The sequence below is a fragment of the Faecalibacterium langellae genome (assembly GCF_002549775.1).
GTDB lineage: Bacteria > Bacillota > Clostridia > Oscillospirales > Ruminococcaceae > Faecalibacterium > Faecalibacterium langellae.
Map to the genome: position 1 here is coordinate 89,097 of NZ_NMTR01000016.1, position 26,303 is coordinate 115,399.

The following is a 26,303-nucleotide window of genomic DNA, read 5'->3' on the forward strand; positions in this document are numbered from 1 at the left end:
CGGCAGGGCTTTTACGGAAAGCGGGCTGGCGCTTAGGCCTGGACCAGGTGGAAGGCGAAGCCGGCGATCTCGTCTGCAAAGTAGCAGGCGATGGTCTTGCCGTTCTTCACGTTCTTGGAATCCAGATCGAACTTCACGCCGCGCTGAGACAGGTGATAGATGGCACGATCCACGTTGTTGCAGCCGATGGCGATGTGGCCATTGGTGCCGCGGCCGGGCTTCTTCATGATCTCGAACTCCTTGTTGCCCACGAAGATGCTGGAGTTGCCGGGAGCGACCTTCATGTTCAGCAGACTGCCGATGAGGTTTGCCACCTTCATGGCCTCCTCCTCGTTGCCGGTGTTGATGCCAACGTGCATCAGCTTCAGGCCCAGCATGGTGTCAACGGCCTCCTTGCTTTGAGCGGTGATCTTTGCCCAGTCGCCGGCCTTGATGACATCGCTCTTGCACATCCAGGTGCCGCCCACAGCGAAGATCTGGTCATAGCCCAGGTAATCGTTGACGTTCTTTGCGTTCACGCCGCCGGTGCACATCCAGCGTGCGCCCTTCAGGGCAGCGCCGATGTTCTTCAGCATGCCAACGCCGCCGTTTGCCTCAGCGGGGAAGAACTTCAGGGCCTCGCAGCCCATGTTCATGGCCTGCTGCATCTCGCCTGCGGAAGCGGTGCCGGGCATCATGATGCCGCCTTTGTCGATGACGTGCTTGCAGACCTCGGGGTCGAAGCCGGGAGCAACGATGAAGGAAGCGCCGGCAGCCATAGCGCGGTCAGCCTGCTCGGTGGTCAGGACAGTGCCTGCGCCCAGCAGCATCTCGGGCATCTCCTCGTGGATCTTGCGGATGCACTCCTCAGCACATGCGGTGCGGAAGGTGACCTCGGCTGCGGGCAGACCGCCGTCGGCCAGAGCCTTGCACAGGGGCAGGGCCTCGTCCACGCTGTTGAAGGCGATAACAGGGATAATGCCGATCTGATAGACCTTTTCTACGATGGGATTCATAACGCATTTCTCCTTTTTAAATTTGACTCTCTTGGTGCGCGTGGGCTGCCGTTCGGGCATGGTGCACCCACAGTGCGCTCATATTATTAGTATAAACGACGGAAATGAGTTTGGAAATGCTCAACAAGCACAATGTTTTGCATAATAGCTTGTATACATTGCACAAAAATGACGAACGACGCCCCAAAGCGGGCCAAAAGTTCGTTAAATCGCACCCAAACTGCCCCCCAATACGGCTCAGACGCCCAGCTTTTCCAGAATTTCGGCCACGCCGTCGTGGTCGCAGTCGGCTTCGCTCACATAGTCCGCCAGGGCCTTTACCTCCGGGATGCCGTTGGCCATCACGGCAGAAACACCGGCCTTTTCCAGCATGGCGCGGTCGTTCTCGCTGTCGCCCACGGCCAGGGTGGCACGGCGGTCGATGCCCAGCCTGTCGGCCAGGGCCAGCACGGCTTCGCCCTTGTCCACCCCGGCGGCGGTCACCTCGATGTTCTCCGGCGAGCCCTGCACCACCTCGATGCCCGGCATGGCCCGGAAGCGCGCCAGCGCCCCGGCCACCTGCTCCTGCCGGGCAAAGAACAGGCACTGCTTTTCCACCTCGTGGGCATGGCGGGTCATCCACTCGCCCAGGTCACGCACCACGAGAAAACGGCCATCGTTGGGCTGGCGGGCCTCGGTGGAGTGCAGCCGTGCCAGGCGGGCGGCCTGAAAATCCACACCGGCCTGATCTTTGACCGAGTAACCGTTGCAGAACACGCCCATGCCGCCTTCATATTCCATAAACATCGCAAAGGCTTCGCGGGCGGTTTCCACCGGCATCAGCCGGTGCAGCAGGCACACGGGTTCGGCGGTGCGGCGCTGGGCGGCGTTGGAATAGCGGCTGTATACGGCGGCCAGCGGGTCGTCGCCCAGGTCCCACACGGCGGCACCGTTGGAGGTGATGGCGTAGCGGATACCGGGCAGCTGGGCCACCACCGGCGGCAGGTTGCCCAGCGGGCGGCCTGTGGTGGGCACGATGGCAACGTCCCGGTCGGCAGCGGCCTGCAGGGCGGCCCGGGTGCGGGACGTGACCTTGCCCTCGTGGTTGAGCAGGGTGCCGTCCAGGTCCAGCGCGACCAGACGGATGGGGGGAACATTCTGTAACATGGGGACTCCTTATTATAAATGTGCACCGGATGGGCGCAGAAAAAATTTTCACATACACCTTTATTGTATACCACAGGCACTGTTTGCGCAAGATGGCGGGATGTGGTATAATCATACGTCAACACATTGAAATTATAGGAGAAATACCATGAAGTTCAAACAACTGTGGGCGCAGCGCCGCCCGCATCTCTGGTTCCAGCTGTACTGGGTGATCTACCTCATCTGGTTCTTCTGGCTGGACCTGACCATCCAAACCCCCAAATACATCATCCACAGCCCCCTCGACGACATGATCCCCTTCAACGAGTGGTTCGTGTTCCCGTACTGCAGCTGGTTCCTGCTGCTGGCGGGGGTCACGGCGCTGCTGTGGTGGTGCGACACCGCAAGCTATGATAAGCTCTGCCTGATGATGTTCTCGGGCATGACCTTCTGCCTTGTCATCTACATGCTCCTGCCCAACGGTCTGGACATCCGCCCCACGGCGGAGGCAGTGGGCCGCTCCAACATCGCCATGAGCATCATGCAGCTGCTGTGGAGCGCGGATGCCTCGGTGAACGTGTGCCCCTCCATCCATTGCCAGTCCTCGGCCTGCATGGCGCTGGCCTTCAGCCAGAGCAGACTGGCGAAGCACCGCCCGGCCCTGCAGGCGGCGGCCTGGGTGTGGGCGGCGCTGATCTGCGCTTCCACCGTGTTCACAAAGCAGCACTCCATCCTGGACGTAGTGTGCGGACTGGCCGTGGCATTCGTGTGGGTGCCGGTGCTGTACCGCCGGAAAAAGGCGTGAAGGGCACAATCTGGGCAAAACGGCAAAAAATATGGGCAATTTTTAGTTGACAATGCTCTTGACAGCGGTCCGGCCGTCCGGTAATATGGTCCCAGAACTAATATATCACTTCGATACCCTGAAGGGAGAGAAGATCATGTCATCACTCAGTGCGCGCGAAACGGCCTACCAGACCATTCGCAGCCGGATCATTACCATGGAGCTCAAGCCCGGCGACCCGCTGAACGACCGGGAGCTGGCGGAAGAACTGGGCATCAGCCGCACCCCCATGCGGGAAGCGCTGCTCATGCTGAACATAGCCCGCATGGTGGACATCAAGCCCCAGAGCGGCACCCATGTGGCACCCATCAATCTGAAGCTGATGGAGATGGAACAGTTCTCGCGCTATGCGCTGGAAAAAGAGGTGCTCAACCGGCTGCGCGGCAAGCTGACCGAGCAGCAGATCGCAGATTATCGCCGCTGCATCGACGATTACCGCGCGCTGGAGGCAGACCTTGGCCAGCCCCGCCGCACGGCTCGGATGCTGGAGCTGGACAACGCCTTCCACCGCCGCGCCTTTGAGATCTGCGGCATGGAGGACCACTACAACTACATGCTCTCCAAGCTGCAGCATGTGGAGCGCATCCGCAAGTTCAGCCTGCAGACCGAGGAGAACAAATCGGTGTGCGGGGCCCACACCCGCATTCTGGAAGCGCTGATCAGCGGCAGCCCGGAGGATGTGGGCGAGGCGCTGCAGAGCCACCTGACCCGCTACAAGCTCTCGGTGGAGCAGGCCCGCAGCGTGCACCCGGAATATTTCATCGACGAATAAAACGCAAAGGGGGACGCGGAAAAGCCGGGTCCCCCTTTTTTGTGTAAAAATGTAAAAATTTTGAGTTACTTGAATCCCGTTATTGACCGGCTGCGGCTTTTGCGGTAAAATCGGGGTACAAGGGGCGCGGGGCCCGCGTTTCCGTCCCGCCGCTGCGTGCAGTGTGCACGGCAGCAGGCGCTTGAAACTGACATTTGAGAACAGGAGGTCTTGTTGGATGAAGGCCAAACGATGGATCGCATTTACCCTGGCTGCAGCGTTCGCGCTGAGCGCAGCGGCAATGCCTGTCCTGGCAGCGGCACCTGCCCTGAAGCCGGGCAGCGCGCTCGAAGAAGAAAACGACATGGTGTCGATCCGCATCAAGGCGTCTGGCAACCTGGTGTATGGTTCTGACTATAAACTGGAGGTCCAGACGACCCCCGAAAACACGCAGTATCTGGCCGTGGTGCTGGGCACCGGCGGCGAGGCCAACGGCTATGTGACCCTGCTGATGTCGGATAAGATCCGCACCCTGCTCAAGATGATCCCGCTGCCCAAAAAGATGTCCCAGACGCCGGACCAGGTAGAGGAGTTCAACGTTTACAGCTACCTCAAGCAGCTGATCGACGGCAACGACGTCGGCGTGCTGCTGCGGGTGGCGGACGAAGTGGTGTCGGTGATGGACACCATCCACTTCTATGTGCCCCAGGTGGAGCAGGTGGCAAGCGGCCTGCGCCTGGCGCTGAACCTGATCCGCAAGTATCTGCCGGAGGGGGCATTCAGCCGCATCTATCTGGATGAGCAGCCGGTGGACTCCGGCAATTATGTGGCCGGTGCTGTTGCACTGGAGAATGGCGACGTGAACACCGCAGGCTTTGCGATGTTCAAGATCAAGCAGAAGACCGACGGCGTGCGTATGTACTGGGCACAGCAGGCCGAAGCGCCCATGAGCGCGGCCGAGGCTGCCGCCTTCAACCCGGCCGCCGTGCTGGAAGTGGACGGCCAGGTGGTGCCCACCGATAAGGTCACCTATACCTATAAGAAGAACGGCTCCCTGTGCAGCACCGGCAGCCTGCCCACCGAGCCGGGCACCTATGTGGAGACGGCCGAGATCGGCGGCAACTATTCCTGCAGCAAGATCAGCCGCAACATTGTGGTGTATTAAAAAGACGCAAAAAAAGACAGCCTGTGCATTGGTTTTGCACAGGCTGTTTTTGCATGTTCCGTGTTTTTATCAGAACCGTCCGCCGAACCGGAAGCCGCCAAAGCCGCCGCAGCAGCAGTTGCACAGCAGGTTCAGCAGGATCATGCTCCAGCACCACTGCATCAGGCCGCCGGGCCGGGTGTAGGTGGTCTGGGTGGTGCGGTAGGTCTGGCCGGGGTTCTGCATCCGGCGCAGGTGCATCTGGTATTCCACATTGTTGGGGTCCAGCTGGACGGCGCGGCGGGCGTCCTGCAGCGCGTCGATGCTGTTGCCCAGGCCCTGGTTTGCGAGGGAGGAGAGGTAATACCACCGGGCGCTGCGGGCGGACATGCCGTCCAGCACCCGCCGGGCCTCCGCATAGCGGCCATTGACCACAAAGTTGCGGGCGGCCTGCATCTCCGGGCTGTCGGAGCCGGAAGCGCTGGCCCCGCTCTGCTGGTAGCCGCCGAAACCGAACCCGAAGCCAAACGGGTCGAAGCCATCGAACCCGTCAAAGCCGCCCTGGTAGCCATAGCCGTTCTGATAGCTCTGCTGGCTGTAGCCGCTCTGGGGGCCGTAGCCATAGGTGCTGCCGCCCTGAGGGCCGGTGGTGCCTTTGGTGATGGCGTCGTAGGCCTCCTGCACTTCCTTGAAGTGCTCCTCGGCGGTGGGGTCGTTGGGGTTCAGGTCCGGGTGCCAGCGCTTGCATTTGGCGCGGTATGCTTTTTTGATCTCGTCGTCGCTTGCGCCGCGCTGGATGCCCAGCACCTCATAAGGGTCTTTCATGGATCTACTTCCTCACGTCTCATTTTGCGCGGCCGCATTGCCGCACAGTGTTTTTATAGTACCGTATCTGCCGGTGAAAATCAAGCGGAAAAACGCCTCATTCTGCGGCCCTGCCGTTTTTCCGGGCGTCTTTGGCAGTCTTGCAGTCATATTTGAGCCACACGCCGGAATAAAGGATGTTGCGCAGAAGGTCGGCGTCTTCCACGCAGGGCAGGCGCTCAAAGCTCTGGGCGCAGCGGGCAAGCAGCAGCTCGAAGATCTCCTTCATCTCTGCCTCATAGCCGGGCTGGGTGCTCAGGGTCTTCAGCGGGTTGTAGCTGCCCTTGCGCTGGTCGCGGGCCAGATCGTCGTAGGCGTCCAGCAGGTAGATGAACTTGCCCAGGTGGAAGCCGATGGCCCGCAGCTCCGGCGACCAATGATCCTGCCTGTAGTCGAACAGTTCTGCCATCAGCTCGCCAAAGCAGCCGGACACAGCGTCCAGGTCCTCGCTGCCGGCGGCTTCGTACTCCGCCAGCCGGGCAAGACAAACGCGGATGGCACCGCACTGGCGCGGCCAGCGGGCCTCGGCGTCAGCGCGGCAGCCGGTGAGCAGTTTTTCGTAGCCCAGTGCCAGCACATTGCGGTCGTCCTGCCATTTGTCCTGGGCGCTGTAATAGTGCAGCGCCACGCTCATGTCGGCGCAGTAGTCGGTGGGGGAATCGGCCCGCCAGTCCACGCCCTTGATGGGGTGGATGGGGCAGCGGCCATGGCCTTTTGCAGCTTCGGTCTCGCCCTCGTACAGGCTGCAGAGCAAAAGGTCGAGAAAGGTCAGGTCATAACTCAGGGAAAACCGCCCGCGCAGCCCGTGCAGCGCGTCGATGCGGCGGCACAGCCCGCAGTAAGCGGTGCGGTAGCGCGCCTGCGCTTCGGGTGCGAGGGCGGCCTGATTCGGTACAACGTATCCAAACATGGCTCAGCTCTTTTTGATGAACTGGGTGCCGCAGCGCGGGCAGGAGATCTGGATGCGGCCCCGGCCCCGGGGCACGCGCAGCTTCTGGCGGCACTTGGGGCAGCGGTAGTAGTGGTAGATCTTGCGGTTGGCCCACTGGTCCTTCAGGCCGCGGAACTTGTTGTCCACACGGTCCTTGATGGCATAGTATTTGTAATTTTCCTCGGTGCGCTTGCCGATGTTACGGCTCAGGGAGCGGTAGTAGCACAGCACCAGCAGCACCACGCCCACCCAGGTGAACAGGGTGACGCGGGTGAGCAGCGAGATCAGCAGCATCACGATGGAAGCGATGCTCAGAAACTGGTTCAGGCCATCGGTGCCATAGCGGCCGATCATAAACTGACGGAATTTTTCTTTCATATGTCCTGCATCCTTTTATTTGAAATGGAAAACGGGTGCAAACAGCCCGCAATTCTTTATGGTTCTAGGATATCAGCCAACCATGAGGAAATTTTGAACAGAGTGCAAATCTATCGTGAAGGACGAAAGTTAAGGCTTCAGCTCTCCCGGCAGCGCACGGTGAGGGAGGCCTCGGTGTCCAGCGCGCCCTCCATGCGGCAGTGCAGCACGGCACGGCCCGCTTCGCCGGTGGTGGCAAGGTAGGTGCCCGCCATGCCGCCGCGCAGCGGCACCACGCTGGGGCCGAGAATTTTCACGGGGCCCTCCACGCTCAGCTGCACGGCCTCGCCGCAGTAAGGCAGCAGACTGCCGTTCTGGTCGATGGCCCGCAGGCTGACGGCGGCGCAGTCCCAGGTGGGGCCGTCGGTCAGGATGGGGTTGTGCACGGTGCATTCCAGCCGGATGCTCTGCACCGGCTCCCGCACCACAGTGCGCACCGCGCGGCCGCGCCACACGGCTTCGAACCGGTAGACCGGGGCCGGGCCGCCCAGCACGCCGATATATTTGTAGTACATGCGCACCACGTCGTTCCAGCCCAGCCGCAGCGAGAGCATCCGCGCCTTGGACAGGGGCGAAAGCTCCATGGCGTCCCGGCGCATCTCGTTCAGGATGGCAGCGGCCATCTGGGCCGAGGCGGGGTCCATGCCCTCGTATTTTTCCAGCAGCGAGCCCACGAAATCGCTGATCTCGATGGGCGGGTGGGGCAGCGCGGCGAACCGTCCGCGGCGGTCGGGCGCAAACTCGGCAATGAAATCGTTGTCGCGGTAGAGCCGCACGCTCTCGGCGTTGGTGAACACCCAGCAGGCTGTGGGCACGCCGCCGGGCAGGTCGCCCAGCGCCATGGCGGAGGATACCTCCAGCACGATGTCCGAAGGTGAGCGGGCGGTCTTCTGGCTGGCGTAGACGGCGGCGGAAAGCTTCGGGTTGCGGAACATGTCCAGCACACCGTGGTAGCAGACCCGGTCGCCGCTGCCGAACTCCCGGTGGGTGTTGTAATCGGCCATGCACCAGCCAAAGCTGCCCGCCACGCCCTGCTGGGCAATGGAATCGTTCAGCACGGCGGCAAAGCGCAGGGCCTGCACCAGCCGGTGGGCCTCGTCGTCAAAGGGCTTGGTGGGGAACTGCTGCCCGCCGAACTCGCTGATGAGGTAGCCTTTGCGGGTGTCGGGCGTGACGGCTGAGCGGGCTTCGCAGGCGGCACCGCGGCCGCGGTAGGAGTAATCGTTGTAAGCATAGACGTCCTCCAGCAGCTGGCTCTTGCGGAAGTTCCGCGCGCCCGCCGTGGGGCGGGTGGGGTCCAGCCGACGGATGGCTTCGTTGGTGCGCTTATAAAAGGCTTCGTCGTCGGCACTGCCGCTGACCCGCGCGCCCCACAAAAAGACGCTGGGATGGTTGCGGCACTGGCAGACCATCTCGCGGCAGTTCTGCAGCGCCTGTGCCTTCCACACCTCGTCACCGATGTGCTGCCAGCCGGGCATTTCGGTGAACACCAGAAGGCCCAGCTCGTCGCAGGCATCCAGGAAGGCCGGGCTCTGGGGACAGTGGGCGGTGCGCACGGCATTGCAGCCCAGCTCTTTCTTTAAAATCTGGGCGTCCAGCTGCTGGATGCTGTCCGGCATGGCATAGCCCATGTAGGCAAAGCTCTGGTGACGGTTCAGGCCCCGCAGCTCCACCCGCTGGCCGTTCAGGTACAGCCCGCCCGCCACGAACTGCACGGTGCGGAAGCCGAACCGCACCGTTTTTTCGTCCAGCACACGGTCCGGCAGGCCGCCGGTGCCCGGGCGGATGAGCTGCACCGTGAGGGTATACAGGGTGGGGTGCTCGATGCTCCACGGGTGCACGCCGTTCAGCGTGCCGGTGATGGGCAGGGCCAACTCGCCGCTGTAGGCGGCCCGGCTGCCGGAAGGGCTGCAAATTTCGGCCTGCAGGGTGCAGCCCACTGTCTCGCCTACGGTGGAGGTGTAGATGCGAAAATCGCCCTCGGCTTTGGCCTCGATGAACACGTCCCGCAGGTAGGCGGGCTCCTTGATGTCCAGGCTGACGGCGCGGTAGATGCCGCCGAAGGTCAGGTAGTCGATCTGCCCGCCGAAGGGCGGGATGTTCAGGTCCTCGCGGCTGTCGCAGCGCACGGCCACCACATTCTTCTGGCCGAAGCGCAGGGCGCTGGTCAGGTCCACGGTGAAGGCGGTGTAGCCGCAGCCATGGTGGAACAGCCGGCGCCCGTTGCAGAAGACGGTGGCGTCGTGGGCGACAGCCCCGAAGGTGAGCAGCACGGTGCGGCCCTCCCACTCCCGGGGCGCAAAGAATTCGCGCCGGTAGCCGCACAGCCGCTGGTATTCATTTTCGTTGCAGTAGTTGTAGGGCAGCACCTTCACGGTGTGGGGGATGCGCACCGGCTCCAGCTCCAGCACACACTCTGGGCGCACGAGCGCCGGGTCGAACTGGGGCGAGAACAGCCAGCCTTCGTTCCAATCGTAGTGTTCCATGGCAGATCTCCCATTGAAAAAATCACTTTACATCTTATAGTAACACAAAGATATGAACGAAAAAAGAAGCCGGGAGCCGTTTTGCAAAGGTTTTTAGCTGCTTTCAGCACAAAAAAGCGGAGAGTGCAAATAAAAACTGCATTCGGGATGAAGTGCGGTTGTTTTCTGCTGCGGCCTCTTGCGTGAAAAAGTAGCTCCGAAACGACCACAGTCGTTTCGGAGCTACAAATCATAAAAATATTTACCGCTGCAAATCGCTAGAGCAAAGCGGCGGCGTTTTACCGGATGAAGTTGGTCATCGGGCGCGGCGGGTTCTGCGGGTGGTCAAAGCCTGCGGCCTTGCCCGCCTCGATGCAGTGCAGCATCCAGGCCATGTTGCGGCCCAGCTCCTGCATCACGGCGCAGCCTTCGGCGTCCTCGAGCACCTGCTCGGCATTGGAGCCGTGCACCATGGCCCAGTAAGAGCCGTTGACCAGCGGCATGTGGAAGAACTGGGGGTACTTCACCAGCTGATCCAGCGTGGTGGTGGTGCCGGCGCGGCGGGCCGAGCAGCAGATGGCGGCGGGCTTGTAGGCCAGATATTTTCCGCCTGCGTAAGAGAGACGGTCCATGAAGCTGGTCATGTTGCCGGAAGCGGATGCGTAGTGCACCGGGCTGCCGAAGACGAAACCGTCGGCGGTCTTGGCCTTTTCGATGGCCTCGTTGACTACGCCGCCGAACACACAGCCATTGCCGCTGCGGCAGCCGCCGCAGCCGATGCAGCCGCCCACGGGTTTGCCGCCGACGTGCAGAATTTCGGTCTCCACACCGGCGTCGTTCAGTTCCTTTGCGATGAGGGACAGGGCGGTGTAGGTGCAGCCCTTTTCGTGGGGGCTGCCGTTGATGAGCAGAACTTTCATGAAAAACCTCTCCTTTTATGCCAGAATGCGCCGCAAAAGCCCGGCGCAGCTGGCTTTATTGTAGCACAAAGGCTGCGGCGGCGCAACGCGCGGCCCTTGACAAGAATATGCCGTTGGGCGATAATAAAAGATACAGAAAATGAGAAAGCAGCCGGGCACTCCGGCTGCCGGAGGAGGAACAACGTATGCGCGTGATCGCAGGAGACGCCCGGGGCCGCAGCCTGGAGGCCCTGCCGGGGACCGATGTGACCCGGCCCACCCTTTCGCAGGTGAAGGAGGCCATGTTCAGCATCGTCCAGTTCGACCTGCCCGGTGCACGGGTGCTGGACCTGTATGCGGGCAGCGGCCAGCTGGGTATCGAAGCACTGAGCCGCGGCGCGGCGCGCTGCGTGTTCCTGGACGAGAACCGCGACGCGGTGAACATCGTGATGCGCAACTGCAAAGCCTGCGGCGTGTTCGACCGCAGCCGCGTCAATATCGGCGAGGCAGCACGGTACCTCAGTGCCTGCCGGGAGCAGTTCGACATCGTTCTGCTGGACCCGCCGTTCCGCAATGGTACGCTGGAAAAGATCCTGCCTGCGGTGGACAAGTGCACCGCGCCCGGCGGCACCGTGCTGTGCGAGAGCGAGACCGGCATCGTGCTGCCGGCGCAGGCAGGCAGCCTGACGCTGCGCAAGCAGTACAAATACGGCAGGGTGCTGCTTTGGAAATACACGAAGCCCATGCAGAACGCAGACCCGATCGACCATGAGCAGGAGGGAGAAGCACTATGAACGTGAACGAACTTTTGGATACCATTGAGGATGCACTGGAGGAGGGCGCCAACGTCCCCCTTTCCGGCGGCAAGAAGATCGTGGATGTGGAGCAGATCCGCGACCTGCTGGACGAGATCCGCGCAAACCTGCCCGGCGAGCTGCGGCAGGCCCAGCAGATCGTGAACGACCGCTCCCAGATCGTGGAGACGGCCAACGCCCAGGCCCAGGTCATCGTGAAAAAGGCCGAGGAGCGTGCCCGCATTCTGGTGAGCGAGGCCGAGATCGTCAAGGCGGCCCAGCAGCGCGCCGGGGAGATCACCTCTGCAGCGCAGACGGAAGCGCGCACCCTGCGCCAGACCGTGACCGACTACTGCGACAACATGCTCAAGAACACCGAGGAGACCATGGTGGAAAATGCGGCGCAGGTGAAGAATGTGCGGGCAAATCTGCGCCAGAACGCAAAGAAAAACGGCTGAGCAGCCCGGCTTTTTACACACAAATTACACACACGACAGAAACGGAAGCTCCGGTGGGCAAAAATGACGGCCCGGCGGGGCTTTTTTTGTGAATTTTTGACCGAAAAAGCAAAGCGAAAACCCTTGCAATCACAGGCTTGATTTGCTACAATAAATGTGTATCAGTGGGGCAAAGTGGGTAAAAGTAGGGCCAAGGCCCTGCATACCCTCCGGAAAGGGGGAATCAGACGTGTTTTTTGGCCGGTACGATTACACCATTGACGCCAAAGGACGGCTGAATTTCCCCGCCAAATTCCGGGAAGCCATGGGCGAAAGCTTCGTGGTGCTGGAATGGGTGGACAACTGCCTGTTCGCGCTGCCCATGCAGGAAGTGGAAAAGCTGGCGGACAAGCTGGACGCTGACGAGCTGATGGACAGCTGGGCTGTCTCCGGCGATCTGTTCAGCACCGCGTGCGAAGTGGTGCCGGACAAGCAGGGACGCATCCTGCTGCCGGCAGAGCTGCGGGCCTATGCGGGGCTGGAAAAGGATGTGACCATCATCGGCAACCGTAACCACGCCGAGATCTGGGCCACCGAAGCCTGGAACGAGCGCCGTGCCGCCGTGACCAACGCCCAGCGCGCGGAGCGCCTGCGGATGCTGCATCTCTGATACCCCAAAATCTACAAACACGAGAAAGGAGGCCGTGCCAATGGCCCCTGAACAACAGCAGCCTTTTGACCCGGCCTCGTTTGAGCATATCCCGGTTTTGCTGAACGAGTGCCTGGAAGGGCTCAACATCGACCCCGCAGGCACCTACCTCGACGGCACCGCAGGCGGCGCGGGCCACTCCCGCCAGATCGCCCTGCGGCTGGACGGCGAGAAGGGCGGACGGCTGATCTCGCTGGATCAGGACCCGGACGCTGTGCAGACCGCCCGTGCCCGCCTGGCCGGACTGCCCGCCACAGTGGTGCAGATCAACTTCCGCTACGCCGGGCAGGCACTGGAGAGTCTGGGTATTGAAAAGATCAACGGCGCGCTGCTGGACCTGGGTGTTTCCAGCCACCAGCTGGACGACGCGGCCCGGGGCTTTTCTTACCGGGCAGACGCCCCGCTGGACATGCGCATGAGCCAGCAGGGCGAGACGGCGGCGGACCTTGTGAACAGCGAGAGCCGCGAGGAGCTGGCCCGCATCCTGCGGGACTACGGCGAGGAACCCTTCGCCTGGCAGATCGCAGGCAAGATCGTGGAGGCGCGGGAAACGGCCCCCATCGAGACCACCCTGCAGCTGGCCGACATCGTGGCCAGCGCCATGCCCCCGGCCGAGCGCCGCAAGAACAAGAACCCTTCCCGCCGCACCTTCCAGGCGCTGCGCATTGCGGTCAACCACGAACTGGACGCGCTGGAAGAAGGGCTGGACACCATTTTTGAACATCTCGCGCCGGGCGGCCGCCTGTGCGTGATCACCTTCCATTCGCTGGAGGACCGGCTGGTGAAGAACAAGTTCCGCCGCTGGTCTACAGCCTGCACCTGCCCGCCGGAGTTCCCGGTGTGCGTGTGCGGCGGCAAGGCGAAGGCGAAGCTTATTACCCGCAAACCGATCGAAGCAAACAGCCAGGAGCTGGAGGAGAACCGGCGCAGCCGGTCTGCTCACCTGAGAGTTTTGGAAAAATGCTGAATGCTGACGGATCTGTCAGCATTGTGTGAGGAGGAGTGCAATCATGGGTCAGGCAGCATATGATATGAACGCGGTACGCCGCAGAAAAGCCCCGCAGACACAGCGGAAGGCCGATCTGCGGGTGGCAAAGGGCGGCAAGCGGCGTCTGTCGCCGCTGCAGGCAGCCGTGCACAACGCCATGCATCTGGTGGCGGCGGCGCTGCTGGTGGGCTTTGCCATCAGCCTGCTGTGGAGCGAGTCCCGTCTGGTGGAACTGAACGACCAGATCCAGGATGCAAAAGCCCAGCTGGTGAGCGAGCAGAGCCAGTATACGTACTACAACAGCACCCTGAACAGCAAGACCAACATTACCAGCGTGGAAGAAACCGCCAACCGGCTTGGCCTGATGAAGATCGACCAGAGCCAGATCACCTACATCCGTCTGGGCGAGAGCGATACGCTGGAACGTACCCAGTCCGCTGTGCGGCAGTGGACCGATTTCATCTATAACGGTGCCGTGACCATTCTGGGCACCATCCAGTAAATCGAAAAAACGGGAAAGCGTGCGGCAGTGCACGCTTTTTCGGTTTATAGCCGCAAGGCAGCAAAAAACGATCATGGCGGCAGGCTGGGCACGGCGCCCGGCACGCCGCAGGAGAATACCGATGCAAGAATCTTCCCCCAAAAAACAAAAGGGCCGCGGCTACCGGCTGCGGCAGGCCAGCGCCCGCGACCGGCTGGACACGGGCGTGCGCAGCGTGTGCAGCAAGCTGGGCGTGGCGGCTGTGGTGGTGGCGGCGGCCATCGTCATCCACAGCCTGTACGTCATCCAGATCAAAAATGGCGCGACCTACCGCCAGTATGCGGCCCAGCAGCAGCTGATGGACACCACCATCAAAGCCACCCGCGGTGAAATTTATGATGCTTCCGGCATCACGCTGGCTTCCACCAGCGTGGTGTGGACCATCTGGGCCGACCCCAGCTACAGCAGCATCCTCTACACCAGCCAGACCGCCGCCGACGGCACCGTGACCAAAACGCTGGACCCGGCCATGTGCGCCGAGGTGAGCCGGGAGCTGACGCTGCGGCTGCTGTCCGGCGACGGCGAAAGCCTGGACGCGGTGGACACCTCGTCCGACGCGTACCAGCAGCAGTACCAGACCGTGTACGATGCGCTTTCCAAGACCGACGCCGCCTATGTCACGCTGGCCACCAAGGTGAACAACGCGGTGAAGCTGTCCATTGAACAGTACGTCACCGCCTTCAACAAGGCCCACAAAAAGGCCACCGACACCTCCCGCAAGGGCCGCATCTCGGTGTCTTCGGAAAAGAGCTTCCAGCGCAACTACCCCTATGGTGCCTTTGCGGCGGCGGTGCTGGGCTTTACCGACGCCGACGGCGTGGGCACCTACGGACTGGAAAAATCCTACCAGTCCACGCTGGCCGGTGTGGACGGCCGCACCATCACCCAGCGCAACGCGGTGGGCAACGCCATCGCGGATGCAAACGCCACCACCTTTGCGGCCAAGGACGGCAGCAATCTGGTGCTGTCGCTGGACGTGAACGTGCAGGAGATCGTGGAGCGCTACCTGAACGAGGCCATCGCCGCCAACACCGTGGAGAACCGCGGCACGGCCATCGTGATGAACGTGAAGACCGGCGCGATCCTGGCCATGGCCTCCAAGCCGGATTTTGACCCCAACGACCCGCTGGACTACAGCACCAACCTCGATTACCTCAACGAACTGGTACGGGCTGAGCCGGAGCTCTATGGCATTTACAAAAAGGATGCCGACGGCAACGAGATCAAGGACGAAAACGGCAACCGCATCCTGGACGAGGAAGCCGATTACTCCGGCTATTTCCGCGATATCCAGTGGAAGAATAAGGCCATCACCGAGCTGTACTACCCCGGCAGTGTGTTCAAGGTGATCACCTCGGCCATGGGCATCGACTCCGGCCTTGCCAACATCAACACCACCTTCACCTGTGCCGGTGCCTACGGCGTGGCAAAGGAGACCTACCACTGCGCAGGCCACAAGGCCCATGGCACCATCACCCTGGCCGAAGCGCTGCGCCAGAGCTGCAACATCTATTACATCCAGCTGGGTCAGCGCATCGGCTCCCAGACCTTCTACGATTACTTCGATGCCTTCGGCTTTACCAGCCGCACCGGTGTGGACCTGCCCAGCGAGACCAACTTCATGCAGTACTACAAGGCCGACCAGCTGGGCGAAGTGCAGCTGGCCTCCTCGGCTTTCGGTCAGGCCATGGCCATCACCCCGCTGCAGATGTGCACGGCCGTGGCCGCAGCCGTCAACGGCGGCTATCTGGTCACGCCCCATGTGGTGGATAAGATCACCGACTCCAACGGCAACGTGATCGAGGAGGTGGGCGCGAACGTCCGCCGCCAGGTCATCAGCGCCAGCACCAGCGATGCCATCCGCCAGATCATGGAATATGAGGTGGGCAATGGCACCGGCGGCGGCAAATATGCTTACGTTTCCGGCTACCGCATCGGCGGCAAGTCCGGCACTTCCGAACAGCTGAACATGGACCGCCGCACCGATGGCGACTACAAGAAAGTGGCGTCCTTCGCCGCCGTTCTGCCTGCCGACGACCCGGAGATCATCGTCTATGTCATGCTGGATGACCCCAACAACGCCAAGACCGACTACTCGTCCCTGCTGGCAGCCCCCGTTGTGGGCAACATCATCAGCGAGGTAGCACCGTATCTGGGTATCGCCACCGACGGCGAGGACCGCAGCGGCACCACTGTCACCGTGCCCAATCTGGTGGGCACCGAGTGGAGCAGCGCCCAGGTGCAGCTGAACATCAAGGGCCTCAAGCATCAGCTGGCCGAGAGCGAGTCCAGCCAGACCGCTGCGGCGGTCACCTATCAGTACCCCCATGCAGGGGCAAAGGTGGCCTATGGCACCACGGTGTACCTGTACACCGATACCTACGAGGGCCAGCACACCGAGGTGCCGGATGTGACCGGCAAGAGCGCGGACTTTGCCCGCCAGATGCTGTCGGCGGCGGGCCTGAACTGCGTGGTGGAAGGCGACGCCAACGGCACCGTGCAGGCCCAGAGCGAGGATGCGGGGGCCAGCGTGCAGCGCGGCAGCATTATCACGATTACATGTGGATAAGAAATAAGAGAGGGGAAAGGACCAATGGAAAAGATCTCTGCAAGCAAGCTTCTGGCCGGGCTGGTGCCCGAAGGCTTTCTGACCGGTGACCCGGAGGTGGAACTGGTCACTACCGACAGCCGCGAGGTGAAGCCCGGCTGCATCTTTGTGGCGTTCCCGGGCGAAAAATTCGACGGCCACAACTTTGCGGCCAAGGCGCTGGAAGATGGCGCGGCCTTCGTTGTGGTGAACCACCCGGTGGAGGGCGTGCCCGCCGAAAAGGCCATCCTCTGCCCGGACAGCTACCACGCCATGATGGTCATGGGCGCAAACTACCGCAGCCAGTACCACCCCAAGATGGTGGGTGTGACCGGCAGCGTGGGCAAGACCACCACCAAGCAGATGACCTACGCCGCGCTGGCCGGTTTTGGCGAGACCATCAAGACCGAGGGCAACCAGAACAATGAGCTGGGCATGCCCCGCACCCTGATGCGTCTGGAAAAGAGCACCGAATATGCCGTCATCGAGATGGGCATGAGCCATGCGGGCGAGATCGACCGTCTGGCTCGCGCCGCCCGGCCGGATGTGGGCATCATCACCTGCATCGGTGTGTCCCACATCGGCAACCTGGGCAGCCAGGAGAACATCTGCAAGGCAAAGCTGGAGATCTGCAACGGCCTGCCCGAGGGTGCCCCGCTGGTGCTGAACTACGACGACCCCTTCCTGCGCAAGGCAAAGCTGCCCGCGCATGTGCGCCCGGTGTGGTTCAGCCTGGCTGACGAAAACGCCGACGTGTGTGCCCTGTCCATCCGGCAGGAAGCCGACGGCATGAGCTTTGTGCTGGAAGACCAGGAAGAAGGCACCTTCGTGGTAAAGATCCCGGCCATGGGCCGGCACAACGTGGCCAATGCACTGGCCGCCTATTGCGCCGCCACCCGTCTGGGCTGCGACCCGCGCGGCGTCATCAAGGGGCTGGCTGAATTTGAGCAGACCGGCCGCCGCCAGAAGGTGGTGCACAGCAAGGGCGTCACCGTCATCGAGGACTGCTACAACGCAAACCCCGACAGCATGAAGGCGGCTCTTGCCATGTTCAAAGAGTTCCCCTGCAAGCGCCGCTTTGCCCTGCTGGGCGATATGCTGGAGCTGGGCGAGCTCTCCCGCGAGGCTCATGAGGAACTGGGCCGTCAGGCGGCCGAAAGCGGCCTGTACTGCCTGATCACCTACGGCGAGCAGGCAAAGCGCACCGCCGTGGTGGCCGCCGCGAAGGGGGTCAAGACCATCCATGCGGGCAGCTACCGCGAAGCAGCCGATTCGCTGCTCAAGCGCATGGAGCCGGGTGATGCCCTGCTGGTGAAGGCCAGCCACGGCATGGCACTGGAAAAAGTGCTGGAAATTTTCTACGCAGAGCAGAAAGATGCCGAAGCATAACACTTTGGCATAAATTGGAGACGGAAAAATGATACGTTTCGCCTTGATCGTCGCGTCGGTGCTGGGGTTTGCACTGACGGCGGCGCTCGGCAATCTGATGGTGCCCCTGCTGCGGGAGCTGGAACGCTCGCTGCGCGGGCAGGCACCGGACCCGAAAACAGAACCGCAGCACGAGCCGCCGCAGCCGGTGCCCGCGCTGGGCGGACTGTGCCTGATGGTGGGCACGCTGGCTGCCGTGGGTGTGGGCTGGGTGGCCGCCTGTGCCGCGCAGCCCTCGCTGCTGGGCAGTGACGGCAACCTGATGACCCGGCTGCTCATCGCGCTGGCCGGTGCGCTGGCCTTTGGCGGCATCGGCCTGGCCGATGATCTGGCTCGGGTGCGCAGCGGCTATCCGAACGGGCTGGGCCTGCGGCGCGGCGTGCGCCTTGGGCTGGAAGCAGCGGCCGCTGCTGCAGTGCTGGGCCTGCTGGCGCTGAACGGCTGCCTGCCCGGCGGGCTCATTCTGCCGGGGAAAGGCTATGTGAGCTTTGCCGCCGCACCGCTGCTCTGGGGTGTGCTGCTGGTGGCGCTGGCCGAGTGCGGCCGGGTGGCCGACGGGGCAGACGGCACCGTGTGCGGTGCGGCCTTTGCAGCCATGCTTGGCCTGATGCTGCTGGAAACGCAGCTGGGCTGGTTCCCGCTGGCGGTGCTGCCCGCCGCGCTGGCCGGTGCGCTGATGGCGTTCCTTCTGTGGAACTTCCCGCCCGCAAAGCTGCGGCCCGGCAAATGCGGCTGCCTGTTCCTCACCGGGGCCATTGGGTGCATCCCGCTGTGCATGGGCTACGCAGAGCTGGCCGTGCCGCTGGCACTGCCCTTCTGGGCCGAGGGCGGCATGGTGCTTTTGCAGATTTTGTCCTACCGGCTGACGGGCAGAACGCTGTTCCGCGCCGCGCCGCTGCACCGCTGGCTGGAAAAACGGGGCCATGGCGATGTGAGTATTTTTTGCAGCCTGTGCGCATTGAGCGTGTGCGGGCTGGCGCTGACCATGGGGCTGGCGCGCTGGGCCTGAGGCCCGGCACAAACTGGAAACGAGGGGAGAAAGGCAGATGGCAACCATCCGCAGAAAACACAGAGAGCCGGTGCGCCCGCTGCAGCGGGACCCGGGGCCGTGGTCCCGGCTGGTGATCGACTGGCTGGCGACGCTGGCGGTCATCATGGTGTTCGGCCTTGTGATGCTGTTCAGCGCAAGCTATACCACCGGCTACCTGCGCATGGGCGACAGTTTTCACTACATCAAGCAGCAGGCGCTGTGCATGATGATCGGCCTCGGGTGCATGTTCGTCATGAGCTACATGGATTACCGCTTTCTGCGCAAAATGGCGGTGCCGGGGTATTTTATCGTGCTGGTCATGCTGGCCGTTACCCTGACCATGGCCCCGCTGAACGGCTGCCGCCGCTGGATCCGCTTCGGCGGCTTCACGCTGCAGTCTTCCGAGGTGGCAAAATTTGAGATGATCCTGCTGTGCTCCAGCCTTGCGGCCAAAGCACCGCAGATCGAAAAATATGACCCCGCCCGCCGCGTCCGCGTGACACCGCACACCTGGTTCTATGTCCGGGTGTGGAAGCAGCTCATCTTCCCGGTGCTGCCGCTTCTGCCTGTGATCGTGCTGCTGGCGCTGGAGCCCCACATGTCCGGCATCGTGCTGACGGTGGCCGTGGTGGGCACCATCCTGCTGCTTTCGGGCAGCGGCGGCATCCTCACCTGGGTGGGTGCCGGTGCGGCGGGCCTGATGCTGGAAACGCTGCTGTCCCATGTGGATTCCATCCCCTACCTGCAGGACCGTCTGGACGGCTGGACCCAGGACCTGAGCAAGATGACCGACCAGACCGTGCAGAGCCTGTATGCCATCGGCTCCGGCGGGCTGACCGGCCTGGGCCTTGGCAACAGCGTGGAAAAGCAGCTCTGGCTGCCCGAGAGCACCAACGACTTCATCTTCAGTGTTGTGTGCGAGGAGCTGGGCTTCATCGGCGCGGTGCTCATCATCGTGCTGTTCGTGCTGTTCATCGTGCAGGGCCTACTGATCGCCTACCGGGCCGAGAACCTCTACTGCACCATGGTGGGCATCGGCATCATGGCACAGATCGCGTGGCAGGTGTTCTGCAACATCGCGGTCGTCACCAACACCCTGCCCAACACCGGCATCAGCCTGCCCTTCTTCTCGTCCGGCGGCACCAGCCTGATCTTGCTGCTGGCCGAGATGGGCGTGATGGTGAACATCGGCCGCAACGGCGAGCGTGCCGCCCAGCAGCGGGAAGCCATGCGTGCCCAGCATGAAGCCGCAAAGGCCGAGCGGGAAGCCGACCGTGCCAGCCGCACCATTGATCTGGACGCCGCCCGCAGGGCACGCGAAGTATAAAATAGGAATGCAGTATTTTGACAGGACGGCGGGTAGTTTCTTCGAGGACCGTCCGCTGGGGCGGGACCCTGTTGCCGAAGGCAATAGGGCGGGCGATGGAATGGCCCGCAACAATGACGACCGCCGCCAGTGGCGGAAACAGGGAGTCTTTGTTGGGGCCGCGGCCAGCAAGATGCAAGCGGTAGCGAAGCAGATGCTGGGAGCCGCAACTCGTTTTCGTGTCCGAGGAGAAAGCTACTCGATGGCCTGCCGTTATAGATACATTAAAGGAGGAACCATTATGCGCGTTCTGATCGCTGCCGGCGGCACTGCCGGCCATATCAACCCGGCCCTTGCCATTGCAGGAGCCATCAAAAAGGCAGACCCTTCTGCCGAGATTCATTTCGCTGGCCGCAGGGAAGGCATGGAGTATCGTCTGGTCACCCAGGCGGGCTACCCCTTCCACCACATTGAGATCACCGGCTTCCAGCGCAAGCTGTCGCTGAACAACATCAAGCGCAACATCGTCACGCTGTGGAATCTGGCCCTCTCCGGCCCCAAGGCCAAGGCCATCATGAAGGAAGTCAAGCCCGACCTCGTCATCGGCTGCGGCGGCTATGTGTCCGGCCCGGTGGTGCGCTGCGCCGCCAAAATGGGCATCCACACCGCCATCCATGAGCAGAACGCCTTCCCCGGCATGACCAACAAGCTGCTGGCCCCGGACGTGGATATCGTGTTTGCCGCTGTGCCGGCTGCTGTGGAAAAGCTGGGCGCGCCGGAAAAGACCGTCGTGGTGGGCAACCCGGTGCGGCCGGAGGTGTTCACCAAGGCGAAGGAACGCGACGCCATCCGTGCCGAGCTGGGCGCAGGCGACCGCACTGTCATTCTCTCCTTCGGCGGCAGTCTGGGCGCACGCCGGGTCAACGAAGTGGTGGCCGACCTGTGCGCCTGGGAGCAGCATGAGCACAAGCCGGTGCTGCACCTGCACGCCACCGGTCAGTACGGTGTGCAGCTGTTCAAGGATCTGGAAACGGAAAAGAACTTTGCCGAGGGCGACAGCCTTGTGGTGAAGGAATACATCAACAATATGCCGGAGCTGCTGGCAGCGGCAGACCTTGTCATCAGCCGTGCCGGTGCGCTGACGCTGGCCGAGCTGGAAGCCGTGGGCCGCGCCGCCGTGCTCATCCCCAGCCCCAATGTGGCCGAGAACCACCAGTATTTCAACGCCATGGAGCTGCAGAAGGCCGGTGCCGCCGTGGTCATTGAGGAAAAGGACTTGACCGGCGAAAAGCTGGTGGCCACCGTTTCCGACATGCTGGCCCAGCCCGGCAAGCTGGCAGAGATGGGCCGGAACGCCCGCAGCCTGTCGGTGGATGACAGCCTGGACCGCATCGCCGATGCCCTGATGAAACTGGCGAACGAACACTGAGCGTGAAAAAACATTGGAAAGGAGGTGCTCACCATGCCGCAGAACCGTGGGAACAACGGGAATATCTATGACCTGCGGCGGGACTTGAGACGGGACCCGCAGCGGCCCGCAGCACCTTCGCAGCAGAGCGGGACGCCTGCCGGGAGCGCCGACGGCCGCTACGGCTTCAACGGGGAACCGCTGAGCTTCAAGCCGGACCGCACGGCCAGCGGCGCGCCGCGCCGTACCCGCACTGACAACAGCATTGCCTTCCCCACCCAGCCGCGCACGGAGCGCCAGAGCGCCCCGCAGCGCAGCCGGGGCCAGAACCCGGGCCGCAGCGCCCAGCGCACCCGGGCGGCATCTTCCGGGCAGAACCGGCAGCAGGCACAGCGGCCGCAGAACGCGAAAAAGCGGAAGGCCCCGGGCGCAAAGAATGCCGCGCAGCAGCGCTACCAGAACCAGCGCCTGCGCCCGGCCCAGCAAAACCGGGACCCGGTCCGGCGGGAGAAGCGCAAAAAGCGCAAGATGACCCGGGCTGCCATCAAGCGCCGCCGGATGTTCCGGCGGCTGATGGCGGTGGTCACGCTGCTGGCCGTCATTGCGGCGGGCGTTTACCTGACCATGACCATGCTGTTCAAGATCGGCACCATCGAGGTGCAGACCGAGGACGGCACCGTGGTGCAGGAAGCAGCGGGTTATTCCAGCGGCCAGATTTTGCAGGCGCTGGGTGTGCAGCTGGAAGAAAACATCTTCAGCTTTGATCCCGCTGAAAAGGAGACTGCGCTGGAACGGCAGTTCCCGCTGCTGGGATCCATCCGTGTGGTGCGGGACTATCCCAACACCGTGGTGGTCAAGGTGGCCGAAGCCGTGCCTGCTTACGCCATGCAGACGGAAAGTGGCTGGCTGACCCTCTCGGATAAGTTCAAAATTCTGGCCTGCGATGCCGCCCAGCCCGACGGGCTCAAGACCCTGTACGGCGGCGAGGTGAGCACCACGACCCCCGGCGAAATGCTGAGCTTTGCCGCAGAACAGCCCGCTGAGAGCGCGGCTTCCGCCGCCAGCGATGCGGCTGACAGCGCTGCCAGCACGCTGGAAGCGACGGACAAAAAGATGGAAGCTCTGGCCACATTGCAGGCAAAGCTGGAAGAATACGGGATGCTGGACGACGTGACCCGCATGGAGTTCGCGGACACCGACCAGATCGCATTTTTGTATCAGGACCGGGTCAGTGTGCTGCTGGGCACGCTGAACGATCTGGATTATAAGCTGGACCGTGCACGCTATGTGCTGACCAACGCCGACGGTAAGGGCTGTGCGCCCACCGATACCGGCCGGCTGGACTTCAGCCATATCAGCGCGGGCAGCACCCGCAAAATTTACTTCGCGCAGGGTGAGCCGACCCTGCCCTCCGGCTATGTGGTGCCGGAGCCGACAGAACCGGCCGTGGACGATACCGCGGACGATACAGCCGCCGACACGGCGGACGATGCCGCTGCGGCCCAGCCTGCGGACGGCACGGAGGCAGCAGCGGATGAAACACCGCTGACCGACCCCGCCCGCATGACCGCCAACGAAGACGAAAACCCCATGTGAACCAATATCAAACGATTTGAGGAGCGTGTGCAGTTATGAAACTGGAACAGTTGCTGGAAGGCGTGCCTTTCACCCTGGTGCAGGGCAGCCTGGAAACCGAAATTTCGGACATCATCTATGACAGCCGCAAGGCGGCCCCGGGCCTTTTGTTCGTGTGCATCGTGGGCACCCAGCGCGACAGCCATGAGTTCGCCGCCGACTGCGCGGCCAAGGGCATCAGCGCGCTGGTCATCCAGCACGACATCGACCTTTCTGCCGTGCCCGGCGTGACTGTGGTCAAGGTGGAGAGCAGCCGCTACGCCATGGCCCTGATGAGCGGGAACCTGTTCGGCAACCCCTCCCGCAAGATGATCATGATCGGCGTGACCGGCACCAAGGGCAAGACCACCACCACCCACATGATCAAGAGCGTGCTGGAAGCCGCCGGCCGCAAGGTGGGCATGATCGGCACCAACGGCATCTACTACATGGGCCGCCATAAGGATACCGCCAACACCACCCCCGAGAGCTACGAGCTGCAGAAGACCTTCCGGGAGTTTCTGGACGCAGGCTGCGACACCGCGCTGATGGAAGTGTCCAGTCAGGGCCTGATGATGGACCGCGTGGCGGGCATCCACTACGACGTGGGCGTGTTCACGAACCTCTCGCCCGACCATATCGGCCCCGGCGAGCACAAGACCTTTGAGGAATACCGCAGCTGGAAGGGCCAGCTGTTCAAGCGCTGTGATGTGGGCGTGGTCAACATCGACGACGAGAACACCGAAGCGCTGCTGGAAGGCCGCACCTGCAAGCTGGTGACCTATGGCCGCGCCGCACAGGCCGATTACCGCGAGACCGGCTTTGAGCTGCTGCGCACCCACGACTTTCTGGGCGTGAAGTTCCACGTTACCGGCAAGGACGAGATGGACGTGAAGGTGAACATGCCCGGCGAGTTCAGCGTCTACAACGCGCTGGCAGCGCTGGCCGTGGGCAAGGTGCTGGGCCTGCCGGATGCCGCCATCCACGATGGCCTGGGCAAGTGCGTGGTCAAGGGCCGCGTGGAGCTGGTGCCCATCAGCAAAAAGTTCACCATTCTGCTGGACTACGCCCACAATGAGGTCTCCACCGAAAGCCTGCTGACCACCCTGCGGGCCTACAAGCCCCACCGGCTGGTGGTGGTGTTTGGCTGCGGCGGCAACCGCTCCAAGCTGCGCCGCTACGGCATGGGTGAGATCTGCGCCAAGATGGCCGATTTCTCCATCCTCACCGAGGACAACAACCGCTTTGAAAAGGTGGAGGACATCCTTGCGGATATCCGTGTGGGCATGAACAAGGGCAACCCGGACGCCAAGTTCGTGGAGATCCCGGACCGTCTGGACGCACTGCACTACGCGGTGGATCATGCGCAGGAGGGCGACCTGATCGCTGTCATCGGCAAGGGCCACGAGACCTACCGTGACCGCGAGGGCGTCAAGACGCCGTTCCTGGAGCGGGAACTGCTGGAAGAATATGCACAGCAGATCGGGCTGGAATAAGAAAATAATATTGTAAAACGGCAAGTCCCCTGTCTGCATCGGTGTGGTGCAGACAGGGGACTTTTTGCGTGTGAAAGTGGAATCTTGACGGGTGGTGTGGTATACTCAACTCAATAAATCGGAATTTATGGAGGAAAACATGCAAGGTGAAAGAAAAACGTTGACACAACTATCTGTGCCAATATGCCTGGAAACTTTATTTTATATGCTTTCAGGTATGGTTGATACACTGATGTTATCATCAGTAAGCGACCAGGCTGTTGGGGCTGTCGGAACAGCAAATACATATATAAGTGTTTTTATCATTATGTTCGGGGTAATATCATCTGGTATGGTAGCGGTGATGTCACAGAATATCGGGGCTGGAAGACCTGGAATTGCATATCAGGCGAGACAGCTTGGACTTGTATTTAATGCACTGACAGGTATCTTGATATCTGTTGTTCTTGCTGTCTTTTCAGGAGGGATACTGAGGGCAGTGAGTATTGCTCCTGCTTTGCTTGAATCAGCTGAAACATATCTTAAAATTGTTGGAGGCGCAAGCTTTTTAAATGCGCTTATTCCTATTTTTTCCAGCTATTTAAGAGTATTTGGATATACAAAACATTCCTTGATAGGGACAGTTGTCGGTAATGTAATTAATATTATACTGAATTCAGTATTCCTGTTTGTGTTTCACTGGGGAGTCATGGGAGTTGCTACTGCAACAGTTATTTCAAAAGCAGTGAATCTTATTATTGTAGCGGCAATGGGGGCTGTACTTATAAAAGCAAAGCAGAGCCCTGAACGTGAACAACCACGAAGGATACTTGCACAGATTGTTAAGATTGGGTTTCCTTCTGCATTTGAGACAGCACTTTATAATGTAGCAATGACATTTATAGTGCGTTTTATGAACCAGATGGATACGGATGGAATGAATGTTACAGCTCGTTCGTATGCTATGCAGATAGCCAATTTCTCATATTGTGTGGGGGCAGCACTTGCACAGGCAAATGCTATTATGACTGGCTGGAGAATCGGGGCAAAGAAGTATGAGGAATGTGACAGGGGTACACGGAAAGCTGTGATATATGGTCTTGTAACAGCAACGTGCTTTTCTGTGACATTTGCAATGACCGGACGTTTTATCGTTCATATGTTTACGGATGATACACAGATGATTGAGCTTGTAGTAAAATTGTTGATAGTAGATATATTCCTTGAATTTGGAAGAGTGACAAATCTTGTATATGGACAGGCATTAAAAACAAGTGGAGATGCTATTTTTCCAGTTATAATTGGTGCAATATTTATGTATCTGTTTGCAGTTGGTGGAACATATTTTCTTGGAATACACATGGGACTTCTGGCGGTAGGAGCATATATTGCCATGGCGGGTGATGAGTGCGCTAGAGCAATTGGAATGGTGCTTAGATGGAAGAGTGGAAAATGGAAAAGTAAGAGCCTGATAGAATTGTAGATTTGATGTTAAATTCAAGAATACATGATATGGCAAAAGAACTTGGGAAAACATGTATTTACAACTTC

Annotated in this window: 23 protein-coding genes; 16 read left to right on the forward strand and 7 right to left on the reverse strand. The window is 61.3% G+C overall.

What is annotated here, in order from left to right:
• Positions 1 to 32 precede the first annotated feature (32 nt).
• Entirely contained in the window at positions 33 to 995 is a 963-nt protein-coding gene (eda, locus tag CGS49_RS06700) for a bifunctional 4-hydroxy-2-oxoglutarate aldolase/2-dehydro-3-deoxy-phosphogluconate aldolase (RefSeq protein ID WP_097801103.1), read from the reverse strand.
• Between the two features lie 237 nt (positions 996 to 1,232).
• Entirely contained in the window at positions 1,233 to 2,141 is a 909-nt protein-coding gene (locus CGS49_RS06705) for a Cof-type HAD-IIB family hydrolase (protein ID WP_097801104.1), read from the reverse strand.
• A 148-nt stretch (positions 2,142 to 2,289) separates the two neighbouring features.
• Between CGS49_RS06705 and CGS49_RS06710 the strand changes: the two genes are divergently transcribed.
• The 3 genes from CGS49_RS06710 (at position 2,290) to CGS49_RS06720 (ending at position 4,880) form a co-directional block, all read left to right on the forward strand.
• On the forward strand, positions 2,290 to 2,925 hold the full coding sequence (locus tag CGS49_RS06710) for a phosphatase PAP2 family protein (protein ID WP_097801105.1): 636 nt from the start codon (positions 2,290 to 2,292) through the stop codon (positions 2,923 to 2,925).
• A 136-nt stretch (positions 2,926 to 3,061) separates the two neighbouring features.
• Positions 3,062 to 3,736 (forward strand): GntR family transcriptional regulator, encoded by a 675-nt coding sequence (locus tag CGS49_RS06715; protein ID WP_097801106.1) that lies wholly within the window; start codon positions 3,062 to 3,064, stop codon positions 3,734 to 3,736.
• A 217-nt stretch (positions 3,737 to 3,953) separates the two neighbouring features.
• Positions 3,954 to 4,880 carry a hypothetical protein gene (locus tag CGS49_RS06720; RefSeq protein WP_097801107.1) on the forward strand — a complete coding sequence of 309 codons (927 nt, stop codon included), beginning with the start codon at positions 3,954 to 3,956 and terminating at the stop codon, positions 4,878 to 4,880.
• A 69-nt stretch (positions 4,881 to 4,949) separates the two neighbouring features.
• Here CGS49_RS06720 and CGS49_RS06725 read toward each other — a convergent pair whose 3' ends face one another.
• The 5 genes from CGS49_RS06725 to CGS49_RS06745 all read right to left on the reverse strand — a co-directional run bounded on the left by CGS49_RS06725 (position 4,950) and on the right by CGS49_RS06745 (position 10,456).
• Positions 4,950 to 5,684 carry a J domain-containing protein gene (locus tag CGS49_RS06725; protein ID WP_097801108.1) on the reverse strand — a complete coding sequence of 245 codons (735 nt, stop codon included), beginning with the start codon at positions 5,682 to 5,684 and terminating at the stop codon, positions 4,950 to 4,952.
• Between the two features lie 97 nt (positions 5,685 to 5,781).
• The gene (locus CGS49_RS06730) at positions 5,782 to 6,633 is read right to left on the reverse strand and encodes a DUF5685 family protein (protein WP_097801109.1); all 852 of its coding nucleotides are present in this window, start codon (positions 6,631 to 6,633) and stop codon (positions 5,782 to 5,784) included.
• Between the two features lie 3 nt (positions 6,634 to 6,636).
• Positions 6,637 to 7,032 (reverse strand): RING finger protein, encoded by a 396-nt coding sequence (locus CGS49_RS06735; RefSeq protein ID WP_097801110.1) that lies wholly within the window; start codon positions 7,030 to 7,032, stop codon positions 6,637 to 6,639.
• A 137-nt stretch (positions 7,033 to 7,169) separates the two neighbouring features.
• The gene (locus CGS49_RS06740; protein WP_097801111.1) at positions 7,170 to 9,557 is read right to left on the reverse strand and encodes a glycoside hydrolase family 2 protein; all 2,388 of its coding nucleotides are present in this window, start codon (positions 9,555 to 9,557) and stop codon (positions 7,170 to 7,172) included.
• A 278-nt stretch (positions 9,558 to 9,835) separates the two neighbouring features.
• Complete coding sequence (locus CGS49_RS06745) at positions 9,836 to 10,456, reverse strand: flavodoxin family protein (RefSeq protein WP_097801112.1); 621 nt, start codon at positions 10,454 to 10,456, stop codon at positions 9,836 to 9,838.
• Positions 10,457 to 10,641: 185 nt separating this feature from the next.
• Here CGS49_RS06745 and rsmD point away from each other — a divergent pair, with 185 nt between their 5' ends.
• From rsmD to CGS49_RS06810, 13 genes are all read left to right on the forward strand, one after another.
• Complete coding sequence (gene rsmD, locus CGS49_RS06750) at positions 10,642 to 11,229, forward strand: 16S rRNA (guanine(966)-N(2))-methyltransferase RsmD (RefSeq protein WP_097801113.1); 588 nt, start codon at positions 10,642 to 10,644, stop codon at positions 11,227 to 11,229.
• Positions 11,226 to 11,687, forward strand: a complete 462-nt coding sequence (locus CGS49_RS06755) for an ATPase (protein WP_097801114.1) — start codon at positions 11,226 to 11,228, stop codon at positions 11,685 to 11,687. The genes rsmD and CGS49_RS06755 overlap by 4 nt, the downstream gene beginning before the upstream one ends.
• A gap of 229 nt (positions 11,688 to 11,916) precedes the next feature.
• The gene (mraZ, locus tag CGS49_RS06760; RefSeq protein WP_097801115.1) at positions 11,917 to 12,336 is read left to right on the forward strand and encodes a division/cell wall cluster transcriptional repressor MraZ; all 420 of its coding nucleotides are present in this window, start codon (positions 11,917 to 11,919) and stop codon (positions 12,334 to 12,336) included.
• Between the two features lie 40 nt (positions 12,337 to 12,376).
• A complete protein-coding gene (rsmH, locus tag CGS49_RS06765; RefSeq protein WP_097801116.1) occupies positions 12,377 to 13,342 on the forward strand; it encodes a 16S rRNA (cytosine(1402)-N(4))-methyltransferase RsmH in 966 nt (321 codons plus the stop codon).
• 43 nt (positions 13,343 to 13,385) lie between these two features.
• The gene (locus CGS49_RS06770) at positions 13,386 to 13,865 is read left to right on the forward strand and encodes a cell division protein FtsL (RefSeq protein ID WP_097801117.1); all 480 of its coding nucleotides are present in this window, start codon (positions 13,386 to 13,388) and stop codon (positions 13,863 to 13,865) included.
• 121 nt (positions 13,866 to 13,986) lie between these two features.
• A complete protein-coding gene (locus CGS49_RS06775) occupies positions 13,987 to 16,473 on the forward strand; it encodes a peptidoglycan D,D-transpeptidase FtsI family protein (protein ID WP_097801118.1) in 2,487 nt (828 codons plus the stop codon).
• 24 nt (positions 16,474 to 16,497) lie between these two features.
• Complete coding sequence (locus CGS49_RS06780) at positions 16,498 to 17,880, forward strand: UDP-N-acetylmuramoyl-tripeptide--D-alanyl-D-alanine ligase (protein ID WP_097801119.1); 1,383 nt, start codon at positions 16,498 to 16,500, stop codon at positions 17,878 to 17,880.
• Positions 17,881 to 17,908: 28 nt separating this feature from the next.
• Positions 17,909 to 18,928, forward strand: coding sequence for an MraY family glycosyltransferase (locus tag CGS49_RS06785; protein WP_097801120.1), 1,020 nt, complete (start codon positions 17,909 to 17,911; stop codon positions 18,926 to 18,928).
• Positions 18,929 to 18,965: 37 nt separating this feature from the next.
• Positions 18,966 to 20,276 (forward strand): FtsW/RodA/SpoVE family cell cycle protein, encoded by a 1,311-nt coding sequence (locus CGS49_RS06790; RefSeq protein WP_097801121.1) that lies wholly within the window; start codon positions 18,966 to 18,968, stop codon positions 20,274 to 20,276.
• Between the two features lie 280 nt (positions 20,277 to 20,556).
• Positions 20,557 to 21,684 carry an undecaprenyldiphospho-muramoylpentapeptide beta-N-acetylglucosaminyltransferase gene (murG, locus tag CGS49_RS06795; protein WP_097801122.1) on the forward strand — a complete coding sequence of 376 codons (1,128 nt, stop codon included), beginning with the start codon at positions 20,557 to 20,559 and terminating at the stop codon, positions 21,682 to 21,684.
• Positions 21,685 to 21,717: 33 nt separating this feature from the next.
• On the forward strand, positions 21,718 to 23,259 hold the full coding sequence (locus CGS49_RS06800) for a cell division protein FtsQ/DivIB (RefSeq protein ID WP_097801123.1): 1,542 nt from the start codon (positions 21,718 to 21,720) through the stop codon (positions 23,257 to 23,259).
• Positions 23,260 to 23,294: 35 nt separating this feature from the next.
• The gene (locus CGS49_RS06805) at positions 23,295 to 24,773 is read left to right on the forward strand and encodes a UDP-N-acetylmuramoyl-L-alanyl-D-glutamate--2,6-diaminopimelate ligase (RefSeq protein WP_097801124.1); all 1,479 of its coding nucleotides are present in this window, start codon (positions 23,295 to 23,297) and stop codon (positions 24,771 to 24,773) included.
• 127 nt (positions 24,774 to 24,900) lie between these two features.
• Positions 24,901 to 26,235 carry an MATE family efflux transporter gene (locus tag CGS49_RS06810; protein WP_343215857.1) on the forward strand — a complete coding sequence of 445 codons (1,335 nt, stop codon included), beginning with the start codon at positions 24,901 to 24,903 and terminating at the stop codon, positions 26,233 to 26,235.
• Positions 26,236 to 26,303: the final 68 nt, after the last annotated feature.

Bases quoted from the DNA above. Each gene is read 5' to 3' on its own strand.
- eda (WP_097801103.1), bottom strand. From the start codon at position 995: ATGAATCCCATCGTAGAAAAGGTCTATCAGATCGGCATTATCCCTGTT.
- CGS49_RS06705 (WP_097801104.1), bottom strand. From the start codon at position 2,141: ATGTTACAGAATGTTCCCCCCATCCGTCTGGTCGCGCTGGACCTGGAC.
- CGS49_RS06710 (WP_097801105.1), top strand. From the start codon at position 2,290: ATGAAGTTCAAACAACTGTGGGCGCAGCGCCGCCCGCATCTCTGGTTC.
- CGS49_RS06715 (WP_097801106.1), top strand. From the start codon at position 3,062: ATGTCATCACTCAGTGCGCGCGAAACGGCCTACCAGACCATTCGCAGC.
- CGS49_RS06720 (WP_097801107.1), top strand. From the start codon at position 3,954: ATGAAGGCCAAACGATGGATCGCATTTACCCTGGCTGCAGCGTTCGCG.
- CGS49_RS06725 (WP_097801108.1), bottom strand. From the start codon at position 5,684: ATGAAAGACCCTTATGAGGTGCTGGGCATCCAGCGCGGCGCAAGCGAC.
- CGS49_RS06730 (WP_097801109.1), bottom strand. From the start codon at position 6,633: ATGTTTGGATACGTTGTACCGAATCAGGCCGCCCTCGCACCCGAAGCG.
- CGS49_RS06735 (WP_097801110.1), bottom strand. From the start codon at position 7,032: ATGAAAGAAAAATTCCGTCAGTTTATGATCGGCCGCTATGGCACCGAT.
- CGS49_RS06740 (WP_097801111.1), bottom strand. From the start codon at position 9,557: ATGGAACACTACGATTGGAACGAAGGCTGGCTGTTCTCGCCCCAGTTC.
- CGS49_RS06745 (WP_097801112.1), bottom strand. From the start codon at position 10,456: ATGAAAGTTCTGCTCATCAACGGCAGCCCCCACGAAAAGGGCTGCACC.
- rsmD (WP_097801113.1), top strand. From the start codon at position 10,642: ATGCGCGTGATCGCAGGAGACGCCCGGGGCCGCAGCCTGGAGGCCCTG.
- CGS49_RS06755 (WP_097801114.1), top strand. From the start codon at position 11,226: ATGAACGTGAACGAACTTTTGGATACCATTGAGGATGCACTGGAGGAG.
- rsmH (WP_097801116.1), top strand. From the start codon at position 12,377: ATGGCCCCTGAACAACAGCAGCCTTTTGACCCGGCCTCGTTTGAGCAT.
- CGS49_RS06770 (WP_097801117.1), top strand. From the start codon at position 13,386: ATGGGTCAGGCAGCATATGATATGAACGCGGTACGCCGCAGAAAAGCC.
- CGS49_RS06775 (WP_097801118.1), top strand. From the start codon at position 13,987: ATGCAAGAATCTTCCCCCAAAAAACAAAAGGGCCGCGGCTACCGGCTG.
- CGS49_RS06780 (WP_097801119.1), top strand. From the start codon at position 16,498: ATGGAAAAGATCTCTGCAAGCAAGCTTCTGGCCGGGCTGGTGCCCGAA.
- CGS49_RS06785 (WP_097801120.1), top strand. From the start codon at position 17,909: ATGATACGTTTCGCCTTGATCGTCGCGTCGGTGCTGGGGTTTGCACTG.
- CGS49_RS06790 (WP_097801121.1), top strand. From the start codon at position 18,966: ATGGCAACCATCCGCAGAAAACACAGAGAGCCGGTGCGCCCGCTGCAG.
- murG (WP_097801122.1), top strand. From the start codon at position 20,557: ATGCGCGTTCTGATCGCTGCCGGCGGCACTGCCGGCCATATCAACCCG.
- CGS49_RS06800 (WP_097801123.1), top strand. From the start codon at position 21,718: ATGCCGCAGAACCGTGGGAACAACGGGAATATCTATGACCTGCGGCGG.
- CGS49_RS06805 (WP_097801124.1), top strand. From the start codon at position 23,295: ATGAAACTGGAACAGTTGCTGGAAGGCGTGCCTTTCACCCTGGTGCAG.
- CGS49_RS06810 (WP_343215857.1), top strand. From the start codon at position 24,901: ATGGAGGAAAACATGCAAGGTGAAAGAAAAACGTTGACACAACTATCT.